Origin of the sequence: Kribbella lupini, assembly GCF_039529595.1 — a bacterium.
GTDB classification, from domain to species: Bacteria; Actinomycetota; Actinomycetes; order Propionibacteriales; family Kribbellaceae; genus Kribbella; species Kribbella lupini.
This window is the reverse complement of record NZ_BAAANC010000001.1, coordinates 1,696,026-1,720,901: the sequence shown is the minus strand read 5'-3', so window position 1 is coordinate 1,720,901 and position 24,876 is coordinate 1,696,026. Positions and strand designations below refer to the sequence as shown.

25 protein-coding genes are annotated in these 24,876 nt (G+C 70.0%); 6 read left to right on the top strand and 19 right to left on the bottom strand.

The window, feature by feature from the left end:
- Positions 1-163: 163 nt before the first annotated feature.
- The 3 genes from ABD235_RS07870 (at position 164) to ABD235_RS07860 (ending at position 2,069) form a co-directional block, all read left to right on the top strand.
- Positions 164-1,147, top strand: coding sequence for a LysR family transcriptional regulator (locus ABD235_RS07870; protein ID WP_344171494.1), 984 nt, complete (start codon positions 164-166; stop codon positions 1,145-1,147).
- A gap of 62 nt (positions 1,148-1,209) precedes the next feature.
- Positions 1,210-1,617, top strand: a complete 408-nt coding sequence (locus ABD235_RS07865; RefSeq protein ID WP_344171492.1) for a hypothetical protein — start codon at positions 1,210-1,212, stop codon at positions 1,615-1,617.
- 38 nt (positions 1,618-1,655) lie between these two features.
- Entirely contained in the window at positions 1,656-2,069 is a 414-nt protein-coding gene (locus tag ABD235_RS07860) for a hypothetical protein (RefSeq protein ID WP_344171490.1), read from the top strand.
- A gap of 122 nt (positions 2,070-2,191) precedes the next feature.
- On the opposite strand, the gene ABD235_RS07855 is transcribed toward ABD235_RS07860, so the two are convergent.
- Positions 2,192-2,734 (bottom strand): FHA domain-containing protein, encoded by a 543-nt coding sequence (locus tag ABD235_RS07855; RefSeq protein WP_344171488.1) that lies wholly within the window; start codon positions 2,732-2,734, stop codon positions 2,192-2,194.
- Between the two features lie 75 nt (positions 2,735-2,809).
- Here ABD235_RS07855 and ABD235_RS07850 point away from each other — a divergent pair, with 75 nt between their 5' ends.
- Complete coding sequence (locus ABD235_RS07850; protein WP_344171485.1) at positions 2,810-5,134, top strand: glycoside hydrolase family 3 C-terminal domain-containing protein; 2,325 nt, start codon at positions 2,810-2,812, stop codon at positions 5,132-5,134.
- A 27-nt stretch (positions 5,135-5,161) separates the two neighbouring features.
- Here the strand turns inward: ABD235_RS07850 and ABD235_RS07845 are convergent, their stop codons facing one another.
- On the bottom strand, positions 5,162-6,226 hold the full coding sequence (locus ABD235_RS07845; RefSeq protein ID WP_344171483.1) for an ATP-dependent DNA ligase: 1,065 nt from the start codon (positions 6,224-6,226) through the stop codon (positions 5,162-5,164).
- A 68-nt stretch (positions 6,227-6,294) separates the two neighbouring features.
- Here ABD235_RS07845 and ABD235_RS07840 point away from each other — a divergent pair, with 68 nt between their 5' ends.
- The gene (locus ABD235_RS07840) at positions 6,295-6,795 is read left to right on the top strand and encodes a hypothetical protein (RefSeq protein WP_344171481.1); all 501 of its coding nucleotides are present in this window, start codon (positions 6,295-6,297) and stop codon (positions 6,793-6,795) included.
- A gap of 93 nt (positions 6,796-6,888) precedes the next feature.
- Here the strand turns inward: ABD235_RS07840 and ABD235_RS07835 are convergent, their stop codons facing one another.
- From ABD235_RS07835 to ABD235_RS07820, 4 genes are all read right to left on the bottom strand, one after another.
- Positions 6,889-7,065 (bottom strand): hypothetical protein, encoded by a 177-nt coding sequence (locus ABD235_RS07835; RefSeq protein WP_344171479.1) that lies wholly within the window; start codon positions 7,063-7,065, stop codon positions 6,889-6,891.
- 98 nt (positions 7,066-7,163) lie between these two features.
- Complete coding sequence (locus tag ABD235_RS07830; RefSeq protein ID WP_344171477.1) at positions 7,164-9,056, bottom strand: ABC transporter ATP-binding protein; 1,893 nt, start codon at positions 9,054-9,056, stop codon at positions 7,164-7,166.
- A gap of 70 nt (positions 9,057-9,126) precedes the next feature.
- Positions 9,127-9,897: an enoyl-CoA hydratase/isomerase family protein gene (locus tag ABD235_RS07825; RefSeq protein ID WP_344171475.1), complete on the bottom strand. Its 771-nt coding sequence runs from the start codon at positions 9,895-9,897 to the stop codon at positions 9,127-9,129.
- A 111-nt stretch (positions 9,898-10,008) separates the two neighbouring features.
- A complete protein-coding gene (locus tag ABD235_RS07820) occupies positions 10,009-11,607 on the bottom strand; it encodes an ABC-F family ATP-binding cassette domain-containing protein (RefSeq protein WP_344171473.1) in 1,599 nt (532 codons plus the stop codon).
- Between the two features lie 105 nt (positions 11,608-11,712).
- Between ABD235_RS07820 and ypfJ the strand changes: the two genes are divergently transcribed.
- Positions 11,713-12,624, top strand: coding sequence for a KPN_02809 family neutral zinc metallopeptidase (gene ypfJ, locus ABD235_RS07815; protein WP_344171471.1), 912 nt, complete (start codon positions 11,713-11,715; stop codon positions 12,622-12,624).
- Positions 12,625-12,682: 58 nt separating this feature from the next.
- Here the strand turns inward: ypfJ and ABD235_RS07810 are convergent, their stop codons facing one another.
- From ABD235_RS07810 to ABD235_RS07750, 13 genes are all read right to left on the bottom strand, one after another.
- Positions 12,683-15,652: an AfsR/SARP family transcriptional regulator gene (locus ABD235_RS07810; protein WP_344171469.1), complete on the bottom strand. Its 2,970-nt coding sequence runs from the start codon at positions 15,650-15,652 to the stop codon at positions 12,683-12,685.
- 24 nt (positions 15,653-15,676) lie between these two features.
- A complete protein-coding gene (locus tag ABD235_RS07805; protein WP_344171467.1) occupies positions 15,677-16,594 on the bottom strand; it encodes a hypothetical protein in 918 nt (305 codons plus the stop codon).
- Positions 16,595-16,699: 105 nt separating this feature from the next.
- Entirely contained in the window at positions 16,700-17,350 is a 651-nt protein-coding gene (locus tag ABD235_RS07800) for a hypothetical protein (RefSeq protein ID WP_344171465.1), read from the bottom strand.
- Positions 17,351-17,388: 38 nt separating this feature from the next.
- On the bottom strand, positions 17,389-18,261 hold the full coding sequence (locus ABD235_RS07795) for a TadE/TadG family type IV pilus assembly protein (RefSeq protein ID WP_344171463.1): 873 nt from the start codon (positions 18,259-18,261) through the stop codon (positions 17,389-17,391).
- Complete coding sequence (locus ABD235_RS07790; RefSeq protein ID WP_344171461.1) at positions 18,245-18,646, bottom strand: TadE/TadG family type IV pilus assembly protein; 402 nt, start codon at positions 18,644-18,646, stop codon at positions 18,245-18,247. Before ABD235_RS07790 ends, ABD235_RS07795 begins: the two co-directional genes overlap by 17 nt.
- Positions 18,647-18,711: 65 nt before the next feature.
- On the bottom strand, positions 18,712-19,221 hold the full coding sequence (locus ABD235_RS07785; protein ID WP_344171459.1) for a TadE/TadG family type IV pilus assembly protein: 510 nt from the start codon (positions 19,219-19,221) through the stop codon (positions 18,712-18,714).
- A 4-nt stretch (positions 19,222-19,225) separates the two neighbouring features.
- Positions 19,226-19,444, bottom strand: a complete 219-nt coding sequence (locus ABD235_RS07780) for a hypothetical protein (RefSeq protein ID WP_344171457.1) — start codon at positions 19,442-19,444, stop codon at positions 19,226-19,228.
- Between the two features lie 100 nt (positions 19,445-19,544).
- The gene (locus ABD235_RS07775) at positions 19,545-20,465 is read right to left on the bottom strand and encodes a type II secretion system F family protein (RefSeq protein WP_344171455.1); all 921 of its coding nucleotides are present in this window, start codon (positions 20,463-20,465) and stop codon (positions 19,545-19,547) included.
- The gene (locus ABD235_RS07770) at positions 20,462-21,367 is read right to left on the bottom strand and encodes a type II secretion system F family protein (RefSeq protein ID WP_344171453.1); all 906 of its coding nucleotides are present in this window, start codon (positions 21,365-21,367) and stop codon (positions 20,462-20,464) included. Before ABD235_RS07770 ends, ABD235_RS07775 begins: the two co-directional genes overlap by 4 nt.
- A 9-nt stretch (positions 21,368-21,376) precedes the next feature.
- Positions 21,377-22,687, bottom strand: a complete 1,311-nt coding sequence (locus ABD235_RS07765) for a TadA family conjugal transfer-associated ATPase (protein ID WP_344171451.1) — start codon at positions 22,685-22,687, stop codon at positions 21,377-21,379.
- Positions 22,684-23,487 carry a CpaE/TadZ family protein gene (locus tag ABD235_RS07760; protein ID WP_344171449.1) on the bottom strand — a complete coding sequence of 268 codons (804 nt, stop codon included), beginning with the start codon at positions 23,485-23,487 and terminating at the stop codon, positions 22,684-22,686. The genes ABD235_RS07765 and ABD235_RS07760 overlap by 4 nt, the downstream gene beginning before the upstream one ends.
- Positions 23,487-24,209 (bottom strand): CpaB family protein, encoded by a 723-nt coding sequence (locus tag ABD235_RS07755; RefSeq protein WP_344171447.1) that lies wholly within the window; start codon positions 24,207-24,209, stop codon positions 23,487-23,489. Before ABD235_RS07755 ends, ABD235_RS07760 begins: the two co-directional genes overlap by 1 nt.
- Before the next feature lie 63 nt (positions 24,210-24,272).
- Positions 24,273-24,746, bottom strand: coding sequence for a hypothetical protein (locus ABD235_RS07750; protein WP_344171445.1), 474 nt, complete (start codon positions 24,744-24,746; stop codon positions 24,273-24,275).
- Positions 24,747-24,876 lie beyond the last annotated feature (130 nt).

The window sequence follows — 24,876 nt, the reverse complement described above, 5'->3', positions numbered from 1 at the left end:
CCCCAGCGCCGGCCGGGGGGCTGCAGGGCCGTCCGGCCGGCGGCGGGGGAAGAGGAACCGGGGGTCCGGACTGGGCAGGTGAACGCCCGGGGTCCTCTGTGCAAAGAGATTGGCACCCGCGAGTTGTGGCTGTGATATCCCAGCAGGGCATAACCTCGCCGCTATGGAGCTCGAGCTGAGGCATCTGCGGGTCGTCTGCCGCCTGTCCGAGAGCGGCAGCGTCTCCAAGGCCGCCGCCGCACTGGGCATCTCCCAGCCGTCGCTGACCGCGCAGCTGCAGCGCATCGAGGAGGCGATCGGCGGACCGCTGTTCAAACGCGGCCCGTACGGCGTGGAGGCGACCCCGCTCGGCAAGCACGTGCTGGGCCGCGCCCGCTCGATGCTGGCCGACATGGACGACCTGGTCGGCAGCAGCCGCCGGTACACGATCGGGACCGGACCTCTCCGCCTCGGCGCCATGCGGACCGTGATGTACGGCGCCTGGCTGTCCCGGCTCGAGGAGGTGCTGCCCGGGCGCGAGATCGTCACGCAGGTGGACTCGTCGTGCGCCGTACTGACCGATCTGCTCGCGGCGGACATCGTCGACGTCGTCATGCTGGGCCGCTGTGACGACGTGCACGCGCCGCCGTGCCCGAACGGCGTCCGCGAGCAGACGATGGTCTATCCGGAGCCGTTCGCGGTCGCGCTCCCGGCGTCGCACCGGCTCGCGGATCGCGCGGAGATCGCGCTGGGCGACCTGGCCGGCGACATCTGGATCTGTCCGCCGGCCGGCAAGGAGGACGGCGATCTGGCCTACCTGCGGACGACTTGCGAGTCCGTCGGCGGCTTCACGCCGCAGTTCCGGTACGCCAACCTCGACACCCCCGACATCGAGCAGCTGATCGGCGCCGGCCGCGGGATCAGCCTGTGCGCGCCGACCGTCCGCGAGATCCCCAACACGGTGGTCCGGCCGCTGCGCGACCACCCACTCGTGTGGCGCCGTACTTTGCGCTGGCGGACCGACCACACCACGCAGGAAGACGTCGACCTCGTGCACCAGGCCTTCGTCGACACCTACCGGGCGACGATCGCCGAGAACGCGACCCGACGCCCGTGGTGGACCACGCACCCCGGCTCCCACCCGACCGTGCTCGACCCCGGCGAATAGACACCGACTTGTGACTTCCGGAGCCGGGCGGTCGAGCCGCCCGTTCCCCTAGGCTCCCCGCCATGAACGTGCCCAGCCAGTCCGAGATCTTCATGATCTCCGGCGAGGAGCGCCGGCTGGTGCCCGACGGCCCGGCGATCGTCGACTCCACGGGCCACCGCCGCGACGTACCACCGAAGGCGCTCGAAGCACTGCACTACGTCGAGACCGCGCTGCGCGAGGGGTACGCCGTACAGGTCTCGCTGCTGCGCCACGAACTGCCGCTCCGGGAGGCTGCGCTTGCCGTCGACCTGCCGGAAGAAGAACTGCGCGCCAGCCTGCCGAGTGCCGGGGTGCCGATCGGGCCGGACGACTCCGATGAATGGGTCCAGCTGGACCAGGTCCTGCAGCTGCAACGCCGGGTCCGGGCCTCCCGCCGCGAGGCCGAGATCGAGGCATACGAGGAAGAGCTCGAAGCCGACAAGTGGTAGGCCTTTCCGGAAGCTTCCGGTCACGTAAGCTTCCGGGCATGGAGGTCCTGCCGAGTCAGTCCGAGGTGTTCCTGCTGTCCGACGCCGAGCGCACGCTGGTGCCCGCCGGGCCGGCCATCATCGATGCCGAGGGCAACCGGTACGACGTACCGCCGAAGGCGCTCGAGGCCCTCCTGTTCGTCGAGACCGCCTTGCGCGAAGGCCTCGCCGTCCAGGTGACCGCGCTGCGGCACGAGCTGCCGATCCGTGAGGCGGCAGCCGCGATCGGGATGGCCGAGGACGAGTTGCGCTCGTACGCCGCGTCCGGCGCGCTGCCGTTCCGGTCCGACGAGTCGGTCGACTGGGTGCGGCTGGAGCACGCCCTGGCGTTCCGGCAGCAGCTGAAGGCGCGACAGCGCGCGATCCTGGACGAGATGCTCGCCGAGTCGGACTACGACGGAACTGGTCGCTAGGACCGGCCTATAGCCGCCTCCGCCGCGCCTTTCGGCTGTCGAAGTGCCAGATCCGTAAGCCGCCGGAGCGTGAGCGGTAGGACCGGCGTACGAGGGACTGGTACGGCGTACTGCTTGCCGGCTCAGCGGAAGTCGGACCAGGTGAGGGTGTAGAGGACCGAGCCGAACTGGAGGATGTCGCCGGCGCGGACGGCGGTCGGTGAGGTGATGCGGGAGCCGTTGAGGTGGGTGCCGTTCATCGAGTTGAGGTCGCGCACCATCCAGCCGTTGCCGACGTGCCGGAGCTCGGCGTGCCGGCGCGACACCGAGGCGTCCGCGATCCGCAGCGTCGCACCCGGCCCCCGCCCGATCCGGATCGTCGGCGACCCGGGCGGCGGCAGCGCCAGCCCCGGGAGCGACGCCCGCTTCGCCCGCGGAGTGAGCGTGACATGCGGGATCTTCGAGATCAGCTCGCGCAACCACTCCACCGCACGCGGCTCACGCCCCGGCAGATCGTGCGTGGCGTCCCGCAGTTCGCTCCGGCTCTGAGCGCCGAGCACGAAGTTCATCCGCCGGACGAAGGTGTCCTGCGACAGCCTCCCGGTCCCGGCGCCCTCGCGCAGGATCTCCAGCGCGCGGTCCCGCTCACGGTCCGAGGGACGCGTGAGTTCCAGGCCGGAGGTCATGCCCGAATTGTCCGCTGACCAGCGGTTCACTGTCCAGCACACCCACCTCACGGCCAGAGGTGGTTAGCTGGGCCGATGGTTGACGAGGCGACGATCTTGGGACAGCTGACGGTCGAGGAGAAGGCGGCGCTTTGCCTGGGGTCGGACTTCTGGCATACCGCGCCGGTCGAGCGGCTCGGCGTACCGGCGGTGATGCTCGCGGACGGACCGCACGGCTTGCGCCGGCAGCCCGACGAAGGTGACCACGTCGGGATCGGCGGCAGCCTGCCGGCGACCTGCTTCCCGACTGCGAGCGCGCTCGGCTCGTCGTGGGACGTCGACCTCGTACGGCGAGTCGGCGCGGCGATCGGTGTCGAGGCGCGCGCTCAGGGGGTCGCGGTGGTGCTCGGCCCCGGCATCAACATCAAGCGGTCGCCGCTGTGCGGGCGGAACTTCGAGTACCTGTCCGAGGATCCGCTGGTCTCCGGCGTACTCGGCGCTGCGCTGGTCGACGGGCTGCAGAGCCAGGGCGTCGGTGCCTCGGTCAAGCACTTCGCGGCGAACAACCAGGAAACCGATCGGTTGCGAGTCAGCGCCGAGGTCGACGAGCGGACGCTGCGGGAGATCTACCTGGCCGGCTTCGAGCGGGTGGTGCGCACTGCTCGGCCGTGGACGGTGATGTGTTCGTACAACCGCCTCAACGGCGTCCACGCGTCGCAGAACCACTGGCTCTTGACCGACGTACTGCGTGACGAGTGGGGTTTCGACGGACTCGTGATGTCGGACTGGGGCGCGGTCCACGACCGCGTGGCGTCACTGGCGGCCGGGCTCGACCTCGAGATGCCGCCCAAGCTGGGAATCAGCGACGCGGCCATCGTCGCCGCCGTGGCATCGGGCGAGCTGGATGAAGCCGTTCTGGACCGAGCAGTCGAGCGAGTACTCCGCCTGGCGGCACGTGCGACGACCCCGACGGAATCCTTCGAGGTCGACGAGCACCACGCGCTGGCTCGGGAGGCCGCGGCCGACAGCATCGTGTTGCTGAAGAACGACGGTGTTCTGCCCTTGAAGCCGGGAGCGGGTGAACTGGTCGCGGTGATCGGTGAGTTCGCGCGGACTGCGCGCTACCAGGGCGCGGGCAGCTCGCAAGTGAATCCGACGCGAGTGGAGAACGCGTTCGACGAGCTCCGTACGGCGCTGCCGCCGGAGGTCCAGCTGGAGTTCGCCGCGGGGTTCACCATCGAGAGCGCCAGTAGCGACGGGGACGAGGTCACCGATCCCGGCGATCGTCAGGAGGTAACCGGCGATGGCCGGGGCGATCGGCTGGATCCGGATCGCGCCGATGCCGGGCTGGCAGACGAGGCCGTCGCGCTTGCCGCGCGGTCGGCTCACGTGCTCGTCTTCCTCGGTCTGCCGGCGGCAGAGGAGTCCGAGGGCTTCGACCGCACCCACATCGACCTGCCCGCCAATCAGCTCGCCCTGGTCGAACGCCTGGCGGCGGTGAACCCGCGCCTGATCGTCGTACTGAGCAACGGCTCGGCCGTCCGGCTGGCGCCCTGGGAGCAGCACGCGGCGGCAGTCGTCGAGTGCTGGCTGGCGGGCCAGGCCTCTGGCGGCGCGGTGGCCGACGTACTGCTGGGCAAGGTCAATCCGTCCGGCCGGCTCGCCGAGTCCCTGCCGCTGCGGATCGAGGACACCCCGGCGTACCTCAACTTCCCCGGCGAGCACGGGCAGGTGCGGTACGGCGAGGGCGTGTTCGTCGGGTACCGCGGGTACGACGCGGTCGGGTGCGCGGTCAGCTACCCGTTCGGCCACGGACTCTCGTACACGACCTTCGCGTACGCCGATCTGACCGTGACGGTTGAGGACGACCTTGGGGTCAACCTCAACTGCAGGGTGACCAACACCGGCGACCGTGCCGGCCAGGAGGTCGTGCAGCTGTATGTCGGCGATCCGGTCGCGCAGGTCCGGCGTCCGGTTCGCGAGCTGAAGGGCTTCGCGAAGGTCGCTCTCGAGCCCAGCGAAAGTATCGACGTCAACTTCACCCTTACGGCTCGCGACCTCTCCTACTGGTCGACGCAGCAGGGCCGCTGGGTCGTCGAGGGCGGTGAGTTCGAGTTCGCCGTCGGCGCGTCTTCGCGCGACCTGCGCCTCACGACCACGGTCGACATCGACGCACCGCCGCTGCTCCCCCGGCTCGACGAATGGGCGACGCTCGAGGAATGGCTCGACCACCCAACCGGCGCCGCGGCGCTGCGGGAGCTCATCGGAGTAGATGCCAACGGCAACCCACGAGGCATTCTCGCCAGCCCGGACCTGCTGAAGCTGATCGGCAACTTCCCGATCAGCAGCATCGCAACGTTCCCCGGCCTCGGCCTGACCCCCGAGAGCGTCAACCGCCTGATCGCGGAGGTCGCAGACTGACGGCCCGGGAGGGTCCGGCCTGCGGGACTACCCCAGCACGTCGTCCAGGGCGAACTTCACCGGCTCTTCCAGCTGTTCGTACGTGCACGACTCCGGCGTACGGTCGTCGCGCCAGCGGACGAACTGGGCGGTGTGGCGGAAGCGGACGCCTTCCATGTGGTCGTAGCGGACCTCGACGACGCGCTCGGGGCGGAGCGGGACGAAACTGAGGTCCTTGCCGGCCTGCCAGCGGCTGCCCTCGGCGTTGCGGGGAGTTCGGTTGCCCTCCTCCTGCTTGGCCCACGCCCACGGGTGGTCGTCGAAGTCGGTGACGAGCGGCTGCAGTTCCTCGAACAGTTCCTCGCGCCGGGCCATTGGGAACGCGCCGATCACGCCGACGCTGGCGAGCACGCCCTCGTCGTTGAACAGGCCGAGCAACAACGAGCCGATGCGGTTCGGTCCGCTCTTGTGCACGCGGTAACCCGCGACGACGCAGTCGGCGGTCCGCTCGTGCTTGATCTTGAACATCGTCCGCTTGTCCGGTTCGTACAGCCCGTCCAGCGGCTTTGCGATCACGCCGTCCAGCCCGGCGCCCTCGAACTGGTGGAACCACTCGGTCGCCAGCGCCTTGTCGGTCGTCGTCCGGGTCAGGTGGATCGGCGTCTTCGCCGGGGCGAGCGCCTTCTCCAACGCCGTACGGCGCTCGGCGAACGGTCGCTGCGTGTAGTCCTCGTCACCGAGCGCGAGCAGGTCGAACGCGACGAACCGCGCCGGCGTGGTCTCCGACAGCATCTTCACCCGGGACGCCGCGGGGTGGATCCGCTGCTGCAGCACCTCGAAGTCGAGCCGGTCCCCCGAACCGCCGACGACCACGATCTCGCCGTCGATCACGCAGCGCTCGGGCAGGTTGGCCTTGATCGCCTCGACCAGCTCCGGGAAGTACCGGGTCATCGGCTTCTCGTTGCGGCTGCCGATCTCGACCTCGTCGCCGTCGCGGAAGATGATGGAACGGAACCCGTCCCACTTCGGCTCGAAGCTCACCTCGCCGTCCGGCATCTGCTTGACCGCCTTGGCGAGCATCGGCTTGACCGGAGGAACCACGGGTAGCTGCATGCGGCCATTCTGCCCACGAACGGGGCATGATGGAGGGATACCGCACGGTAGGGACCGGAGGTACCGCGATGTACGACGTCGTACTGCTTGTCGAGCAGGAGTTGTCGCAGGAGGACGCCCGCCGGGTCGTCGAACTGCACCAGGACATGCCCGAGCCGGTCACGTACCACGTGCTCGTACCGTGCCACAACGCCGAGGCGGGCGTGGAGGCGTCGATCAGTGCGCTCGGAACCGCCGACCTGTACGGGACCGGTCTGATCGATCAGCGCGAGGAACTGGCCGAGGCCCAGAAGGCGATCGACAGTGAGGCCCGCGACTGCACCGGCCGTAGCGTCCAGCGGCTTCGGGACCTCGGACACGACGCCGTCGGCGGGATCTCGCACGACCGCCCGATCGACGCCCTCACGGCGACGGTCGACAAGGTGAACGGTCAGGAGGTCATCATCCTGACCCGCCCGCACATCGTCGCCGAGTTCTTCCACCTCGACTGGACCAACACCGCCCGCCGGCACCTCGGCGTACCGGTCCTGCATCTGCTGGAGCACGACCCCGAGAAAGCGAAGAAGTAGAAGTCCGCCTGCAGCATCACGGCGGCGTGCGAGAGGCGGATGCTGCAGGCGAGCCCGGAGGTCAGGCCTGCAGCCGGGCTGGACCGCCTCAGCTCAGTGCAGCATCACGGCGGCGTAGGTGAGGCCGGCGGCGAGGGCGGCGAAGAAGAGGGACATTCCTCGGCGCAACGCCTGGTCGCCGACCTTGCCGTAGTGGACGCCGTCCTCGGAGTTGTAGGCCAGCCTGAAACCGGTGTAGCCCGCGCCCAGGACCAGTGCGCACTTGATCATCCCGAAGTCCTTCCCTCACGTCAGGACAATGCCGTTCCCTATCAACAGTATGGCCGCTGATAGGTCTGTGCCTCGGCAGGTACCCGGAGGGTGGACGGCTACACGGCTGCCGGCGACTCCGCGAACTGCGTGCGGTGGAGGTCGGCGTACTCACCGTTCAGCGCCAGCAGCTGCTCGTGGGTCCCGCGCTCGACGATCGTGCCCTGGTCGACGACCAGGATCTCGTCGGCGTTGCGGACCGTGGAGAGCCGGTGTGCGATGACCAGCGACGTCCGGCCTTCCAGCGCGGTGTCGAGGGCCCGCTGCACAGCGACCTCGGACTCGGAGTCCAGGTGAGCCGTCGCTTCGTCCAGTACGACGATGTGCGGCGCCTTCAGCAGCAGCCGGGCGATCGCCAGCCGCTGCCGCTCACCACCGGACAACCGGTGGCCGCGGTCGCCGACGACCGTGTCGAGACCGTCGGGCAGCGAGGACACCAGGTCCCACACCTGCGCCGAGGTCAGCGCCTCGATCATCTCGTCCTCGGTCGCGTCCGGCTTGGCGTAGACCAGGTTCGCCCGGATCGTGTCGTGGAACATGTGCGCGTCTTGCGTGACGTACCCGATCGCGTCGTGCAGCGATTCGAGCGTCACCTCGCGGACATCGTGCCCGCCGATCCGAACCGCTCCCCCGGTCACGTCGTACAGGCGGGCGACCAGGTTGGTGATGGTCGTCTTGCCGGCGCCGGACGGGCCGACCAGCGCGACCATGCGTCCCGGCTCGACCGTGAAGCTGACGTCGTGCAGCACCTGGGAGGACGCGCGCTTGTCGAGCACCGCGACCGACTCCAGGCTCGCCAGCGAGACCTGGTCGGCGGTCGGGTACGCGAAGGCGACCTCGTCGAACGTCACCGAGGCGGCCACGTCGTCCGGCAGCGGCTTCGCGTCCGGCCGGTCCTGGATCATCGGCTCGAGATCGAGCACCTCGAAGACCCGCTCGAACGAGACCAGCGCGGTCATCACGTCGACCCGCACGTTGGACAGCGCGGTCAGCGGTCCGTACAGCCGGCCGAGCAGCGCGACCAGCGCCAGCAGCGTGCCGACGGTCAGCGTGTCCCGGACGGCGAGGTTGCCACCGACGCCGTACACCAGGGCTGTCGCCAGCGAGGCGACCAGCGTGAGTGCGGTGAAGAAGACCCGCCCGAGCATCGCGGTCCGGATCCCCAGGTCGCGGACCCGTCCGGCGCGCTCGCCGAACTCCGCGTTCTCCGAGGACTGCCGGCCGAACAGCGTCACCAGCAGGGCGCCGCCGACGCTGAAGCGCTCGGTCATCGCCGTCGACATGTCCGCGTTGAGCTGCATCTGCTCACGCGTCATCGCGGCCAGGCGTCGCCCGAGCACCCGGGCCGGGACCAGGAAGACCGGCAGCAGCAGGATCGCGACCAGCGTCAGCTGCCAGCTCAGCAGGAGCATCGCGCCGACCACGAGGATCAGGCTGATGATGTTCGAGACGACGCCGGACAGCGTCGAGGTGAAAGCCTGCTGGGCACCGATCACGTCGGTGTTGAGCCGGGACACCAGCGCGCCGGTCTGCGTGCGGGTGAAGAACGCCACCGGCATCTTCTGCACGTGCGCGAACACCTTGGTCCGCAGGTCGAAGATCAGCCCCTCACCGATCTGCGCCGAGTACCAGCGCTGGACCAGACCGAGACCGGCCTCCACGATCGCGAGCAGCGCGACCAGCAGCGCCAGGCCGGTCACCAGGCCGGCGTTGCCCTTGCTGATGCCGTCGTCGACGATCTTCTTGAACAGCAGCGGCGAGGCGATCACCAGGAACGCCGACACCACAACGAGCAGCAGGAACACCGTGATCTGCCACCGGAACGGCCGCGCGAACCGCACGATCCGCTTGACCGTGCCCTTCGCGAGCTTCTGGTTCACGACCGAGGCGTCCTGCCGACGCCAACTCCCCGCGCCGCCGCGGCCCCCTTGCATCATCATCCCTGTCGACATCCGGCTCCTCCCCGTAGTTAACCCGTCAACCTCAACAACACTCCAGGTCAGCCGTTTCTTCCCGGGCCTCTCAGCCGAGGTACCACGCCAGCGCTGCCAGTCGCCGCTGCTGAGCCTCGCGCTCGGCCTTCAACTGCTCCTGGTAGGTGCGGTCGGCAGCCCCTAGCAGCAGCGCCTTGGTCTCCCGGATCGCGTCGACGAGCGGGGTCAGCAGCGCATCGGTCAGGTCCTTCACCGTGCCTTCCAGCTCCTCAGCCGGTACGACGATGTTGGCCAGCCCCATCTCCTTGGCCTCGGCCGCCTCGACCCACCGACTGGTCGCGCAGATCTCCAGCGCTCGCGAGTACCCCACGAGTTGGACCAGCGGCTGCGTCCCACCGAGGTCCGGGACCAGCCCAAGCGCCGGCTCCCGCATGCTGAACTTCGCGTCAGGCGCCAGCACCCGCAGGTCGCAGGCCAGCGCCAGCTGGAACCCGGCGCCGACGGCATGCCCCTGGACCGCCGCGATGCTGATGAACTCCGGCCTGCGCAGCCAGGAGAACCCAGCCTGAATCTCGGCGATCGTCCGGTGCACCTCGTCGACCGGCTTGGTGCCGAGCGCGAGCAACGGCTCGTCGCCCTCGACCGGCTCGGCCGTCATCAGCGCCCGGTCGAGGCCCGCCGAGAACGACGGCCCCTCCCCCGACACCACGACGACCCGCACGTCCGCGGGCACAGCCGCGCCGAACTCCGCCAGCGCCCGCCACATCCGGGGCGTCTGCGCGTTCCGCACCTCCGGCCGGTCGAGCACCACCCGCGCGACCGGTCCGTCCACCGTCAACCGCAGTCCACTGTTCTCCATGCCCAAGAACATACGGGACCGGACCCCCGTTTTCGGGGCGTCCTGACCGGCTGTGGAAAACGTCTCAGACCCGCGAGACCACGTCGTCCCGGACCAACGACTGCAGGTCGCTCAGGCCAGCGACACCAGGTCGGCGTACTCGTTGGTCCAGAGGTCCTCGACACCGTCCGGGAGCAGCAGGACGCGCTCGGGCTCGAGCGCCTCGACCGCGCCCTCGTCGTGGGTCACCAGCACGATCGCGCCTGTGTAGGAACGGATCGCGTTCAGCACCTCGGCGCGCGACGCGGGGTCCAGGTTGTTGGTCGGTTCGTCCAGCAGCAGCACGTTCGCGGCCGAGACGACCAGCGTCGCCAGCGCGAGCCGGGTCTTCTCACCACCCGACAGCACGCGCGCCGGCTTGTCGGCGTCGTCCCCGCTGAACAGGAAGGAACCGAGCACCGAGCGCGCCTGGGTCTCGTTGAGGTCCGGCGCCGCGGACTTCATGTTCTCCAGGACCGTCCGGTTGACGTCGAGCGTCTCGTGCTCCTGCGCGTAGTACCCGAGCTTGAGCCCGTGCCCGTCGATCACCTCGCCGGTGTCCGACTTCTCGATCCCGGACAGCACCCGCAGCAGGGTCGTCTTGCCGGCGCCGTTCAGCCCCAGGACGACGACGCGCGAACCGCGGTCGATCGCGAGGTCGACGTCGGTGAAGATCTCCAGCGACCCGTACGACTTGGACAGCTCCTTGGCCATCAACGGGGTCTTGCCGCACGGCGCCGGGGTCGGGAACGCGATCTTCGCGACGCGGTCCGACGCGCGCACGTCCTCGAGCCCGGCCATCAGCTTCTCGGCCCGCTTCAGCATGCCCTGGGCCGCGGTCGCCTTGGTCGCCTTCGCGCGCATCTTGTTGGCCTGGTCGACCAGCTGCGAGGCCTTCTTCTCCGCGTTCGCCCGCTCGCGCTTGCGGCGGCGCTCGTCGGTCTCGCGCTGGGTCAGGTACGCCTTCCAGCCGACGTTGTAGACGTCGATCTCGGCCCGGTTCGCGTCCAGGTGGAAGACCCGGGTGACGGTCTCCTCGAGCAGGTTCACGTCGTGGCTGATCATGATCACGCCACCGGGGTACTGCTTGAGGAAGTCGCGCAGCCAGACGATCGAGTCGGCGTCCAGGTGGTTGGTCGGCTCGTCGAGCAGCAGCGTCTCGGCCTGCGCGAACAGGATCCGGGCCAGCTCGACCCGGCGGCGCTGACCACCTGACAGCGTGCTCAGCGGCTGGCCGAGGACACGGTCCGGCAGCCCGAGGTTCGCCGCGATCCGGGCGGCCTCGGACTCCGCGGCGTACCCGCCGGCCGCGTGCAGGTCGGCCTCGGCGCGCTCGTACCGGCGCATGCCCTTCTCGCGGGTCTTGTCGTCGGAGCTGGCCATCTGCTTCTCGGCGTTGCGCATCCGCCGTACGACCTCGTCGAGGCCGCGCGCGGACAGGATCCGGTCGCGGGCCAGGACGGCCAGGTCACCGGTGCGCGGGTCCTGCGGGAGGTAGCCGATCTCGCCCGAGGAACTGACCGAACCGCTGGCCGGCAAACCCTCTCCGGCCAGGATCTTGGTCAGCGTCGTCTTGCCGGCGCCGTTGCGCCCGACCAGACCGACCTTGTCGCCGGGACCGACCCGGAAGGACGCCGGCGCGAGCAACTGCCGGGCCCCGACGCGGACCTCGACGTCTGTGGCGGTGATCATGGCGGCGCAGGGGTCCTCAAAGTCGGGTGGCAAGGGGGGACACGGGTCGGCGACGCCACGTTTCGAGGCGGCCTCTACTCCCGGTCCGGGTCTAGTGTAGTTGCTGTGAAATTCAATCCGGACGCCGACTTGGACACCAGCGGTGTGGAGGACACCCGCGGCAGCGGGGGCGGTGGCGGCGGTCTGCTGCCCGGCGGGATGGGGATCCCGGTCGGCGGCGGTATCGGCGGCCTGATCCTGCTCGTGGTGGTCCTCCTGCTGAACGGTGGCATCCCCGGCGTGGGCGGTGGCGGCTCCGAGGAGCCCACCGTGCGCAACACCGCCGCGGGGAACCTCGACACCTGCAAGAAGGGCACCGACCTCGAGAAGAACGAGGACTGCCGCTTCGTCTTCTACCAGAACTCGATCGAGGGTTTCTGGGCCGCCGAGCTGCCGCGCCGCGGCAAGAAGTACGTCAAGGCGCCGATGCGCGTCTTCGGCGGCCAGGTGAACACCGGCTGCGGCGCCGCCTCAAGCGCTGTCGGCCCGTTCTACTGCCCGCCGGACAAGCGGGTCTACCTTGACCTCGGCTTCTTCCAGACGCTGCAGACCGAGCTCGGCGCCAAGGGCGGCAACTTCGCCGAGGCGTACGTGGTCGCGCACGAGTACGGCCACCACATCCAGAACCTGTACGGCTACCTGGACCGGATCAAGTCCCGGACCGGCCCGACCTCGGACTCGGTCCGCTCCGAGCTCCAGGCCGACTGCCTGGCCGGCATCTGGACCAACCACGCGACCACCGCCAAGGACGCGCAGGGCGACACGTTCATCGAGGGCCTGACCGACGACGACATCGACCGTGGCCTCGACGCCGCGGCGGCCGTCGGCGACGACCGCATCCAGCAGCAGACCCAGGGCCGGGTCACCCCGGAGAACTTCAGCCACGGCACCGCCGAGCAGCGCCAGCGCTGGTTCCGCGTCGGCATGGACTCCGGCGACATGAGCGCGTGCGACACCTGGGGCGCGCAGAGCCTCTGACCCGCCTGTACGACGAAGGGCCCGCTCCCCGAGGGAAGCAGGCCCTTCGCGTCGTCAGCTAGGCGACGGCCGCCTGGCGGCGGTAGCCCGGGAGGAGCTCGTCGACCAGGGCGTCGGTCTCGGCCTCGGCGCCGCGGGGGCCGCCGTGCTTGGACAGGGCCGTGTACATCTGGCCGGCGATCACCGTGACGTCGTCCGTCGTACCGAAGTGGGACGCCAGGCGCAGAGTCGCGCGCCACAGCTCCTCGGAGGCCGGGGCGAAGCTCAGGCCGGTCTGCAGCGCGGTGCGGGCCAGGTTGCCGTCGTTGTGGCGCAGGCTGGCCTCGGCCAGCTTGAGCGCCGCGTCGACGACCGACTCGGCCATCCGCCGCTCGATGCCGGCCGCGGCGAGCCACGAGTACCGGCCGGCAGGCAGCCCCGACCAGGCCTGGCCGTGCACCAGGCTGAGCGCGGTCGACAGCGGCTGACGCGGGTCGTCCATCAGCTCGGCCTGCTTGGTCAGCGTGCGGAACACGTCCCAGTCGACCCGTACGACGCTGCGGTTCAGCATCCAGCGGCCCGACTCGTCGGCGTACATGGCGTCGACGCCGACCCACTGGCGGGTGTGCTCGAGCGCCGCGTTGCGCAGCTCGTCGCTGATCCCGCGCGGCCAGATCGACCCGGCCAGCACGTTCGGGTGGACGCCGTAGTCCTGGCTGGCCAGGAACGCGACGATCTCGGTCGCCAGCGCCACGCGACCCGGGTCGATCGGCCCGCGCGCGTCGACCTCGACCGGGCCGAGCAGGTCGACCTCGACCGGCGCCGCCTGGCTCAGGTCCATCGAGGAGTACTCGTACGCCGGCATGTCCTGCTCCGTACGACGCTTGTCCCTGGCCTCGGACTCGGCCGTCTCGAACAGCGCGACCAGGTCCGCGAACTGGGCCGGGTTGATGCTGTGGGCATCGACCTCGAGGCCGAGCAACCGGCAGACCGCCTGGTTCTTCTCGTCCACGACGAACCGCCACGGAGCGTCCAGCACGTCACCGACGACGACCACGGCGACGCAGCGCTTCGGGTCGGCCGCCAGCCGGCCCAGCCGCTGCTGCTCCTCCAGCGAGGGCGGCGCGGACACGAAGATGATCTCCGCGCCCCACAGCATCGGGTCGGGGTAGGCCATCCGGGCCGAGGCCACGGAGTCCGCGTCGCGACGGGCACAGGCCTGGACCTGGTTGTCGGTACGCCGGGTGACCTCCTGCAGCGCGTCCTCCAGCCTGGTCCAGTAGCTCAGCCGGGCCGGGGCCAGCGACGACAGGTCGTCACCGAAGCCGACCATGCTCACGTGCGCACCCTCGGACCACAGGTTGGTGGCCAGCTCGGCCGCCAGCGAGCCGACGACGTCGCGGGACGCGTTGGTGACCCCGCCGAAGCTGACCACCCCACGCGCGGCGTCCAGGTCGACCAGCACGGTGGCGCCGTCGGCGTTCCGGCCGATCGTCACCAGCGTCGGGTACGGCGAAGGCGCGGTCACCTCGCTCGTCGGCGCGTACGCCCGGCGCAGCACCCAGCGGCGCCCGTCGGCGATGACCTGCCACGGCGCCGGCGGCGGGGCCTGGTTCTCCCCCGGCTCCAGCACCAGCGTCAGCGCGCGGTCGGTGACGAGTGCGGCCACGACGACCGGCATCATCCGGTTCGCCTCGGTCATGCTCGCGCCCAGCTGGCGCAGCGAGTTGTCGACGAACTGCGCGGTCGGTACGTCGGCCGCCAGCCGCAGGTTGACCTCGGTCTGCCGGTTCGACGCCGACTTCGGGCCCGGCCCGAGGGCCCAGCCGCGCCGGCGCTTCAGGGCCACCGCAAGACCGGCCGCGAGCAGCGTCGCCCCGAAGCCGTAGATCCCGGCCTCGGTCGCGCTGATCCCGTTGTCCGACTCGACCACCACGTCCGGCACCTTCGTGCCGCCCGCGGCCGGGTCGCCGGGCTGAGCTTCCGTCGTACCGGGTCCGTGGGGCTGGGTGACGTCGATGCTCGGCTCGGCCGGCTTGGTGTCCTTGACGGCCGCGTCGCTGCCGATCGCGATCGACGACGGCTTCTCGGTGCCCTGCTCCTCGAACCAGCGGCTGCCGGTCCCGGGCTTGGCCTCGGTCGTCGTCTTCACCGTCGGCTTGGAGACCTTCTCCTTGGTGTCCTTGGTGTTCGGCGACAGCTTGTCGTCCTGCTGGACCGGCGTCGGGGTGTCGATCGCGACCCGGACCGTGTGCACGCCCGGACCCTTCGCGTCGGCGGGCAGGCGGACCTGCCAACCCGGCATGATCAGGTCCGGGTTGGTCAGCCGGCGGCCGTCGGGCTGCAGCTTGTTCTTGTTGAGGTCGTAGATCTCCTTGTAGCGACGCCCCTCGCCCAGGTACCGCTCGGCAATGTCCCACAGGCAGTCGTAGTTGCGCCCCTCGGGCGGCCGGACCTCGGTGTACTTGACCACCTGACCGGACTGGTCGTTGTTGGTCCGTACGCCGGTGTGCCCGCCGCTCAGCACCGTGCTGCGCTTCTCGGTCTGCCGGTACGTCGAGACGGAGTCGTCACCGCCCTGCGTCACGCTGATCGAGGTCGGCGCGACGCCGCTCGTGGTGACCGCGTTGGCGACCGGCAGCGTCACGCTCGCCGTACCGGCGATCAGCACCACGCCGGCCACCAGCCGCCGAGCCAGGGTCTGCGACCCGCCACCCAGCGGAATCCGCGGCGACAACCCGTGCCCCCGCACCTCGGCCACGACCTCCGCGGCCAGACACACCACGAAGTGCGCCCAGGCCAGCCAGATGAAGAACCCGATGATGCCCAGCACCGTCTCGATGCTCAGCTCACTGAACAGCACGTCCCGCGAGGGCATCTCGTCGGGCCAGGGCTTGCCGAAGAACGTCAGCAGCACGTACGGCACACCACCGACGATCGCCAGCACCGCCAGCAACGACACGAACCCCTTCACCCGGTCCGCCGCCGCACTCCCCGACCCCCGCTGCGGCAACCGCGCCGCCCGCACCGGATCAGTCGTCTTCACCATCGTCGTCCCTCCATCGCGCCACCGTCACCCACCGATAGCCTGAACTTCCTGCACAGGCAACCGCTGCACCGCGTCGACCCAGGCGGAGTCGACGAACTCCCAGGTCCCGTCATTGGTGTGCCAGTACGAGACGTCCCAGCGGATCCGCAGCTTGACCGTGTACATGCCGTCCGGCTGGGTCGCGCTCGACCGTTTGTACACGTGCTTGCAGTTGCTCATCTGCTGGTCCGGATCCTTGGTCTTGTCGTAGCTGTCCTTGCCCAGCGGCGCAACACCACCGATGCAGTCGATCGGCTTCGACCCGTCCCCCGGGTCGACGATGATCTCGCCCACCACGCCGCGCATCGTCAAGGAGTCCTGGTCGATGCCGTACACAGCCAGGGACGATTCCTTCTTGATGTACGCGCTGTCCGGCGTCAGGTCGAAGTAGGCCGGGATGTTGACCCGCGGCGTGAAGGTCGGGTTGACCTGCAGCACCGGCGGTGGGTAGCCCTCGTCGAAGGTCGACCAGAACCGCTCCATGTACTGAAGGACCGGGCACTGGTTCCGCTCACCCGGTCCGACGGGAATGATCGCGCGCTCGATGTGCGCCTTGGCACCGCCCGGGGGTGACACCGACTGCAGGTCGTAGTCGACGATCGTCAGCCGGAGCTTCCACTCCTTGCCATCCGGCGCGGCAGGCAGAGTCACGCCTGGCGGGACGTCGAAGTCACGGCACGGGACGAAAGGCAGTCCGCCGAGAAGCTGGTGCCAGTTGCTCGCGGCCGTGCCCAGCCAGCCGGAGCCGCAGAACGCACCGAAGCCGCTCGAGTTCACGTACAGATTGCAGGTTCCAGCGCCGATGTGTTTGGTGTCGGCACTGGCCATACCTGCCGGGACCACCAGCAGCAAGGCCAGCACGGTGCTCAGGGCAATGAAGCCTCGGGCCACCCGGTTGCGCATCCTGTCTCCTGAGTCTTGTCCTGCTGGCAGGTTATCGCCGCCCGGGAGCATCATGCCCGCCCGAGCGAGCGTGACACCACCACGACGGCCCGATCATTGTGCGGTCTAGGCCGGAAAAGGCACCTTTGCGCAGCTGAACGGCTTGGCCGGCCGCATCTCGCGGTACATCGACCAGCCCAGTCCGGTCTTCACCATCTGGATCACCTGCGGAAGTCCTTGCGGCGCCGGTTTCACCCACTTCTTCGCACCGGGATTCCAGTACTGCGTCCGCTGCGACAGACAGAGGTTGAGCTGGACCAGCCCGTGCGGGATGTTCACGGCGCTCATCACGACCACGCTGCCCGGCGGGCGCATCACGTACCCACGGGTCTTGGCGGTCTTGATGTTGTCGGTGACGTCCAGGTAGAAATACGCCGGGAACGTCTCACGGATCACGCTGTCGTTCCGGTCGACCCGGGCCTTGTAGTAGATCGGGTACTTCGCCACGAGGCCTTGGACGGCGGGGTTGTTCGCGAAGTTCCCGGGGACGACGATCACCTGGGCCTTGGCGGCGGGCGGGGTTTTCACCGGTTCACTCGGTTCGGTGGTCGTGCCCGGTGTCGACGGATCCCCCGTGCCCGGGGTGCCGCCCGTGCTCGTCGAACCGGGGTCGTCGACGCCCTCGGGGAGGGAGCCCTTGTTGGTGTCGCCACCACCGCAGCCGGTCAGCAGGAGGGCAACCACCAGTACGGCAGCAGGAAGCGTCGGTCGTCGCACGACGGAGACTCCTTCGGGGCGGGTTGGCAGCACAGTCATCAGCCGGCTGTCGGGGGCACGGAGTTGCGCGGGAACGCGGTGGGCTCGGGGCCGCCCCCACCGGGTGGATCGGAGGGCGGAGTCTTCGTGGGCGGGGTTCCCGGCGGCTTGTCGGTCGGAGGACTGTCCGAGGGGCTGTCGGTCGGGTCCGGCGTCACGTTGGGGGTGCAGCTGTCCGGGAGCGGGATCGGAATGGTCAACGTCGGCTTCGGGCTGCCGACCGTCCAGGTCGGGCAGCTGACGCTGATCGTGGGTGGTTCGGCCGGTTCCGTCGGAGCGCCCGGTCCTTCGGGACTGGTGATCACAGAGATCGGTGGGATCTGCTGGGTCTCGTCCGGTTTGGTGACCCCCTGCTCCGCGTGGGCCTCGCCGGTGCCGTGGGCGTCGAGGTTGGCGATGCCGACCATGCCGAGGAACGTCGTCTTGTTGCTGATCGTCACGTCGACGGCGAGGTCCTTGTCGGTGAGCTTCGACGTACCGCAGGCGGTGACGGCCGGGTCGTTCGCGGTGACCTGGGCACAGAACGCACTGACCGCCGTGTCGGCTTTGGTGGCGTCGATCCTGGCTTCGGCGACCTTCAGGTCGATCGTCGCGGCGCCGACGCGCGCGGCTTCCTGGGCGTAGCCGACCGCTCTCGAGCGGGCGCCCAACTGACGGCCGCCGTCGATGACGAGGCCGGCGAGGGTGAAGATCATCAGGGCGAGGATCACCACCGCGGGGCTGAGGGCGCCGCGGTCGTTGCTGCGGGCATCGATGCGGAACCATCCGGTGAGGCGGGCCGCGGGGTTGCGGCGGCGCGTCGTACGGGGAGAGCCAGCCGGCGTACGGCGGGCGGCGGGCGTTGAGCCCGCCGGCTTACGGGTTCTCGCCATCTCGGACTCCGCGGTAGGGGTCGAGGGAGCTGGAGAACTTCTTGGTGATCGTGGTGTCGCCGCCGATGCCGAGCAAGCCGAGGTCTCGGTAGTCGATGGTGCAGGTGACCTCGACCGACAGCGGGGTGCCAGCGACGAAGCCGGTGGTGATGCTGCCGGAGGCGGTGGTCTTGCAGGACTCGACGGCCTGGTCCATCGTGCGGGCGACCGCTTGGTCGACGCGGGCCTGGGCGTCGGACAGTTGCCGGGCCTGGCTGGCCGAGCGGGCGCCGTCGCGGGCGGCGTTCTCCAGCAGTGAAGACGTCTGGAAGTAGCGGCCGCAGGCGAGCAGGAAGAAGAACAGGATCAAGAGGATGGGGGCGAGGATGACCATCTCCAGGGCCATGGTTCCGCGTTCTGTACGACGACTGCGCCGCCGCCCGGCGCGGGCAGAAATCGGCTTGCGCGCGCTCATTCGCCGTCGTCCGCTTCGAACTGTTCGATCGGGCCGGTGGCGGTGCGGGAGACCTTCAGCGTCAGGCCGGGGACCAGCGAGATGGTCTCGCCGGTGACGGTGAAGGACACCTGGCCTTCAGGGTCGTTGTACGCCGGGGACTCGACCTTCGCGTCGCCGAGAGAGTTGCCCGCGAGCTGTTGGGCGTACGCCTCGATGTCGACGCGGACCTTCTCGCCGATCGCCGGTGAGTACTGCGTCGGCTGGACCATCCGCAGCCGCGAGACGCCTTCCTGGGCGGCGTTCAGGGCCACCGAGCGCCCGTACAGCCACAGCGCGCTCTGGATCGAGACGAAGATCAGCGCCAGGATCGTCGGTGCGAGGATGGCCAGCTCCAGGGAGCTGGCGCCTCGTTCCGAGCGGCGGCGGGAGGGTACGCCGAAGCGCCGCCTGGACCGGCCGGCTCCGCCGGTCCGGGCGAGGCGGTGCCCGGTGGTGGCGGTGGTGCGCCGGCGTCCCTGCGGCAAGGCGTCAGCCCTTCTGGATCTCGCCGGTGCGCTTGTCGATGACGCCCTTGACCACGGCGCCGATGGCGATCGCGGCGGCGACCAGGATGGCCGAGATGATCGCCCACTCCAGCGCCGAGGCCCCGAGCTCGCTCTCACCCCGCCGGGCCTTGGCCCGTTGGTTGTGGGCCCGCGCCAGCGCGTACCCGACCATCGCGCGCACGAACTGCACTTCCAGGTTCATCCGATTGCCTTTCCCACTCGTGAGCCCGAACCGGGCCTCAGTATGCCCGGTACGACGACCGAACTGCCTCGACGGATCCCTTGCCCGATCCGCCGCACCACTAACTTCCCAGGATCGCGGCTCCTGCCGGGTAGCCGAGGAAGAGCATGAAGGCGGCGCACATGACGAGCTGGGCCACCAGCATGGACTGGGAGCGCTCGCCGGCCTTGCCTTCGACGTCGGCGAGTTCCTTGCGGCGCAGGGAGGCCGCGCGGGACAACAGGGAGGCGCGGATCTTGGCGCCTTCGTCGCCGGCCAGGGCCAGGGCGGAGGCGAGGTCGCGGAGCTCCTCGACGCCGAGGTCCTCGCCGAGGCGGGCCATCGCGTCCCACGGGGTGATGCCGATCAGGCGGGCGTTGGCCAGCGCCTGGCGGATCCTGGCCATCGCCCAGTGGTCGCCGATCGTCGAGGCGGTCATCAGCGCCTCGGGCAGACCGCGGCCGCCGGCCAGGTTCATCGCGACCAGGTCGAGGAAGCTGCCGACCACGTGCCGGAAGTCGCGGCGGCGTTCCTCGGCCTCCTGGCGCAGCGCCAGGTCGGGCAGGAAGAACGCGAAGGTCATCGCGGCCAGCGTGACCACGGCCGGGGCCGCGCCCGGGGCCGGGAAGCCCAGGTACGACGCGGCGAACAGCACCACCGGGATGAAGATCAGCGCGCCGAGCGCGAAGAACACCTTGGTGGCGAGCATCGTCGCGAACGGCTGGTTCATCACCGCGAGGTCGCGGCGCAGCCGGCCGAAGGCCCAGCCGCGCGCGTTCGCCTCGGCCTCGAGCCGCCGGCCGAGGGTCTCGCGGGCCTTGTCGACCCCGCCGAGCACCTTCTCCCCCGCCGCGCTCGCGGTCGAGCCGCTGGTGTAGCCGGACCGCCCGGCGTCGATCCGGGCGATCGTCGACAGCACGTTCGGCGCCGGCCGGACGAGCATCCGGACCAGCAGGAACACACCGACGCCGACCAGGCCGCCACAGATGAAGGCCCAGGTCATCCGCCCACCACCTCCATCCGTTCGTCGCCGGCCCGGGCGGACCGCTTGTCGTCGGCCCGGATCAGGAACCGCTCGGGCACCTCGATCTTGGCCAGCTTGCGCAGCCAGACCAGCCCCACGGCGTACAGGGCGATCACCAGGAACAGCACGAACTGGCCGACGAAGCTCGTGTACGGCTCGACGTACTGCGGGTTGAACAGCACCAGCGCGGCCGCGACCAGCAGGGTGATCGCGACGACGACCTGGACCGAGCGCCGGGTTGAGCGCCGTTCGGCGGCGACCTTACGGCGTACGTCGAGCTCTTCGCGGGCCGAGTCGGCCAGGGCCGTCAGCACCTCGCGCAGACCGGGGCCGCGCAGCCGCGCGTTGAGCACCAGGGCCGCGACGATCAGGTCGGCCGACGGGTCGTCCAGGTCGTCGGCGAACCGCATCAGGGCCGAGGGCAACGGTTCGCGGATCCGCAGCCGGTCGACCAGCAAGTTCAGGCCGGGCTTGATCGCGGGGGCCGCGTTGACGGCGGTCGCCGGGATCGCCTGCTCCAGGCCGACCGCGCCCGCGATCGTGTCGCGCAGCGCCTCGGTCCAGGTGGCCAGGGCTTCCAGCCGCTCGATCGCACGGCGTTCCTCGCCCGTACCGCCGAAGAACCGGTCGGCCATCGCGGCCAGCAAGCCGAGCGCGACGGCGAGCACGAGCCAGCGCGTCACCACCAGCACGAGCAGGCCGACGACGACACCGGCGCCGAGCCGGGTCAACTGCCGTCGGCTGTCCGCGCTGCGGCTGCGCTTGAACAGCGACGGCGTCTCGTCGCGCGGTTCGGTGCCGCGCAGGGCGATGATCAGCAGCAGGATCCCGCCGCCGACCACAGCACCGCACAGCAGCGCGATCAGGGTCCTGTCATTCATCGGCGCACCTCACGCCCACCGGCCGTGCACCATCGGCTGGTAGCCGAAGTGCTCGAGCTCGTCCATGCAGGAGATCGGCGCGTGCGCCGCCGCGCGGCCGTCGGGTCCGGGCGCGAACACCTCGCCGGACAGCACGCGGCCGTCCCAGCCGGTGACCTCGCGGATGCTCTCGACGTACCGGGTGAGCGTGCCGCCGTGCTGGTAGTCGTTGTGCTTGCGGACGAACACGACGAAGTCGAGCGCGCCGGAGATCAGCATCTGGGTGGCTTCCATCGGGAGCCGCTCGGTCGCCTGGATGGCGTAGGTGCTGATCCGGTTGAACACCTCCATCGAGCTGTTCGAGTGGATCGTCGACAGCGACCCGTCGTTGCCCTGGCTCATCGCGTTCAGCATGGTGACGATCTCGTCGCCGAGCACCTCACCGACGATGACGCGGCTGGGGTTCATGCGCAGCGAGCGGCGGACCAGGTCGGCCATGCTGACCTCGCCGACGCCCTCGGAGTTCGGCAGCCGCTCCTCGAACGCGACGACGTTCGGGTGCAGGTCCTTGAACTCGCCGAGCCCGAGCTCCAGCGAGCGCTCGACCGTGATCAGCCGCTCGTGCGGCTGGATCTCGTTGGCCAGCGCGCGCAGCAGCGTGGTCTTCCCGGAGTTGGTGGCGCCCGCGATCATGATGTTCTTGCGGGCCGCGACGGCCGCCTTCAGGAACGAGCCGATCTCGTCGGAGAACGTCCCGTTGGCGACCAGGTCCTTCAGGAAGACTCGACCGAGTCGGGACCGCCGGATCGAGACCGCGGGGCGCGACGTCACGCCCATCACGGCCGACAGACGCGAGCCGTCGGGCAGCCGCAGGTCGAGCTGCGGGTTGGCCGAGTCGAACGGGCGGCTGGTCAGACCGGCGTGCGCGGCCAGGACCTGGATCAGCTCGACCAGTTCCTCGTCGGACTCCGCGACCGGCCCGGGGCGCTCCTCGCGGCCGTCGCCGTACTGGACGAAGACCTGGTCGCAGCCGTTGATGTCGATGTTCTCGACCTCGGGGTCGTCGATCAGCGGCTGCAGCCGGCCGACGCCGAACAGCGCGGAGTGGATCGCGCCGGCGATCTGCGCGTCGTCCTCGGGCGTCGGCGGCGTCCGGCCCTCGGCCAGCTCGTAGCGGGCGTGGTCCTCGAGCACCTGCACGATCAGCGAGCGGGCGTACTCACGCTCGTCCTCGGCACTCATCGGCGGTACGCCGTTGACCTGGTCGCGGCGGCGTTGCTCGTTCAGCCGCTCGGCGACCTGGACCCGCAGCTTGCGGACCAGCTCCTGGTCGGTGATCACCTGCGCACCTCCCCTTCGGGGAAGGCGGCCTGCGCCATGTCGTACTCGTACTGCGAAGGCATCCCGACGATCGACGCCATGTCGGCGGCGATCTCGCTGCCGGTCCGGATCAGCGCGGTCTTCTCCAGCCGGCCGTGTCCGCGGCCGTCGAAGAACGACGCACCGACCGGGTCGTACGCGAGGTGCCAGCGGTGGTGGATCTGGATCGACATCGCGTCCAGCACCGACCAGACCTGCTTGACCCCGTCACGACGCTTCGGGTCGGCCACGACCATCACCGCGAGCCGTGCGTCGACGTGGTGCACCAGCGACGACAGGCGCTCCCGCAGGTGCGCCACGGACGAGCCGGTCGCCGTACAGACCAGTACGACGAGCCGAGCAGCCTGTACGACGGGCAACTGCGGCGACGCCGGCCCGATACGCCCGCAGTCGGCCAGGACGTCGGCGCTGTGCATCTGGTTGAAGGTAAGGCCCAGCGGCGCCCACAGCCCGGCGATGCCGCCGATCTGCTCGGGCGAACGGACTCCGAGCATCACGTCCAGCCCGCCGTCGAGCTGCTGGCTGTGCGCCATGATGACCTCGTCGCCGAGGCCCTTACGGCCCGCCGCGGCCAGGCTGAGCAGTCCGCGGTCCGAGTTCAGCGGCTGTCCGCCCGGTGCGGTCATCCGGATCGCGACGTCGCTACCGGCCGGATCGCACTCGGCCAGCAGGACCTGGCGCGGCCAGAGCGCGCCCAGGACCAGGCTGGCCGTCGTCACGCCCGGCGAGCCCTTGGCGCTCGCCAAAGCGACCAGTGCCATCAGCGGGCTCCGGGGTCGTTCGAGATGTCCGGCTTGACCGAGTCGGCCAGCTTGACCAGGACCAGCGTCTTCGCCGCCGCGGCGGCCGCCACGTTGGTGACCTTGTCGTCTTTGATCAGCACGGTGACGTTGGCCGTCGTGCTCGCGCCGGTCTTGCCGTCGGTGAGCGAGCCGCTGGTGTTGGTCACCCGCGCCGCCTGCACGATGACCTGCGCGCCACCGCCTTCCTGGTTGGCGGCCGGGACCCGGACCAGGCGGACGATGTCGCCGACACCGACCGACTCGGCCGGCGCCCGGCCGCTGTCCACACTGATGCCGATCAGTGCGCCGTCCTCGGGGACTGGGTCGGCGATGAAGTTCTTCTCCGAGACGAACTGGCCCGCGTAGATCCACCCGGTGGCGTACTTGCCCTTGATCGAGTCCCGGTCGGACCACAGCAGGAGCTGCTTGGTCGCGCCGGCGAGGTCGCCGCGGCTGAGGTCGTCGTCGGTGATCTGCTGGCCTGGGGCCACGTTCTTCTTGACCACCACGAAGTACTGGCGGTCGCCGCTGCGCAGGGCGATCAGCGTAGAGCCGGCGGCGCCGAGCAGGATCAGGATCACCGCCAGGGCGGCCAGCGCAGGGCGGCGCTCGCGGCTGCCGGGCAGACGCCTGCCGCTGCCGCTGGGCTTGGCCGCGCGGGCGCCGGCGGCCTGGGGACGGTTGGAGGAGGAGAAACTCACGCGCCTACCGTAATGGCCAGTAGGGACCAACTCCGCCCCTAGGTCCACAGCGTGGCGAGGCTGTTACCCCGCGGACACTTCCACGACCTCTTCGGGCGTCAGCAGCTCGGTGAACGCGCCGGGCCCGCCGTACAAGTGGTCTAGATAGCTGTACAGCGCCTGCAGGCAGCGGCCGAGCTCGCCCTGCCACTCCGGCGCCGCGGCCAGTTCGGCGGCGAGCTCCCGCCCCTCGGCCAGCGTCACGGCCGCGTTGACCGGCTGGTCGAGCCGCGCGTCCGCTTCTGTAGTTGAAAGATCCACCGGTACGCCGGGCCCGCGGGCCTTCCGGATCCGCCCGGCCAGGGCCGCGCGCTCCGGCTCGGGCAGCAGCCGGTCGAAGCCGGCGCCGCCGTACAGCTCGTCCAGGTAGCCGGTCAGGGCGCCGAACAGCTCCAGGCCGTCGTACTCGGGGCCGGTGAGATTGGTGTGCCGCAGCCGGGCGGTCAGGCTGCGGGCTTCGGCGACGGTCCACGACGAGGGCGACAGAACAGTGCTCACCGAGCCAGCCTGGCACACCCAGGTTGATGCATCAGGCAACGAAAGTGGACAGCGGATGTCAATCACCCACCGTTCTCCGATCGAGATCGGAAGTCGGTTGCCTGAGGGAACCGCACCGGTTACTTTGCGG

Excerpts from the sequence above, each read along its gene's own strand:
- ABD235_RS07870 (WP_344171494.1), top strand. The coding sequence starts at position 164 with ATGGAGCTCGAGCTGAGGCATCTGCGGGTCGTCTGCCGCCTGTCCGAG.
- ABD235_RS07865 (WP_344171492.1), top strand. The coding sequence starts at position 1,210 with ATGAACGTGCCCAGCCAGTCCGAGATCTTCATGATCTCCGGCGAGGAG.
- ABD235_RS07860 (WP_344171490.1), top strand. The coding sequence starts at position 1,656 with ATGGAGGTCCTGCCGAGTCAGTCCGAGGTGTTCCTGCTGTCCGACGCC.
- ABD235_RS07855 (WP_344171488.1), bottom strand. The coding sequence starts at position 2,734 with ATGACCTCCGGCCTGGAACTCACGCGTCCCTCGGACCGTGAGCGGGAC.
- ABD235_RS07850 (WP_344171485.1), top strand. The coding sequence starts at position 2,810 with ATGGTTGACGAGGCGACGATCTTGGGACAGCTGACGGTCGAGGAGAAG.
- ABD235_RS07845 (WP_344171483.1), bottom strand. The coding sequence starts at position 6,226 with ATGCAGCTACCCGTGGTTCCTCCGGTCAAGCCGATGCTCGCCAAGGCG.
- ABD235_RS07840 (WP_344171481.1), top strand. The coding sequence starts at position 6,295 with ATGTACGACGTCGTACTGCTTGTCGAGCAGGAGTTGTCGCAGGAGGAC.
- ABD235_RS07835 (WP_344171479.1), bottom strand. The coding sequence starts at position 7,065 with ATGATCAAGTGCGCACTGGTCCTGGGCGCGGGCTACACCGGTTTCAGG.
- ABD235_RS07830 (WP_344171477.1), bottom strand. The coding sequence starts at position 9,056 with ATGTCGACAGGGATGATGATGCAAGGGGGCCGCGGCGGCGCGGGGAGT.
- ABD235_RS07825 (WP_344171475.1), bottom strand. The coding sequence starts at position 9,897 with ATGGAGAACAGTGGACTGCGGTTGACGGTGGACGGACCGGTCGCGCGG.
- ABD235_RS07820 (WP_344171473.1), bottom strand. The coding sequence starts at position 11,607 with ATGATCACCGCCACAGACGTCGAGGTCCGCGTCGGGGCCCGGCAGTTG.
- ABD235_RS07810 (WP_344171469.1), bottom strand. The coding sequence starts at position 15,652 with ATGGTGAAGACGACTGATCCGGTGCGGGCGGCGCGGTTGCCGCAGCGG.
- ABD235_RS07805 (WP_344171467.1), bottom strand. The coding sequence starts at position 16,594 with ATGCGCAACCGGGTGGCCCGAGGCTTCATTGCCCTGAGCACCGTGCTG.
- ABD235_RS07795 (WP_344171463.1), bottom strand. The coding sequence starts at position 18,261 with ATGGCGAGAACCCGTAAGCCGGCGGGCTCAACGCCCGCCGCCCGCCGT.
- ABD235_RS07790 (WP_344171461.1), bottom strand. The coding sequence starts at position 18,646 with ATGGCCCTGGAGATGGTCATCCTCGCCCCCATCCTCTTGATCCTGTTC.
- ABD235_RS07780 (WP_344171457.1), bottom strand. The coding sequence starts at position 19,444 with ATGAACCTGGAAGTGCAGTTCGTGCGCGCGATGGTCGGGTACGCGCTG.
- ABD235_RS07775 (WP_344171455.1), bottom strand. The coding sequence starts at position 20,465 with ATGACCTGGGCCTTCATCTGTGGCGGCCTGGTCGGCGTCGGTGTGTTC.
- ABD235_RS07770 (WP_344171453.1), bottom strand. The coding sequence starts at position 21,367 with ATGAATGACAGGACCCTGATCGCGCTGCTGTGCGGTGCTGTGGTCGGC.
- ABD235_RS07760 (WP_344171449.1), bottom strand. The coding sequence starts at position 23,487 with ATGGCACTGGTCGCTTTGGCGAGCGCCAAGGGCTCGCCGGGCGTGACG.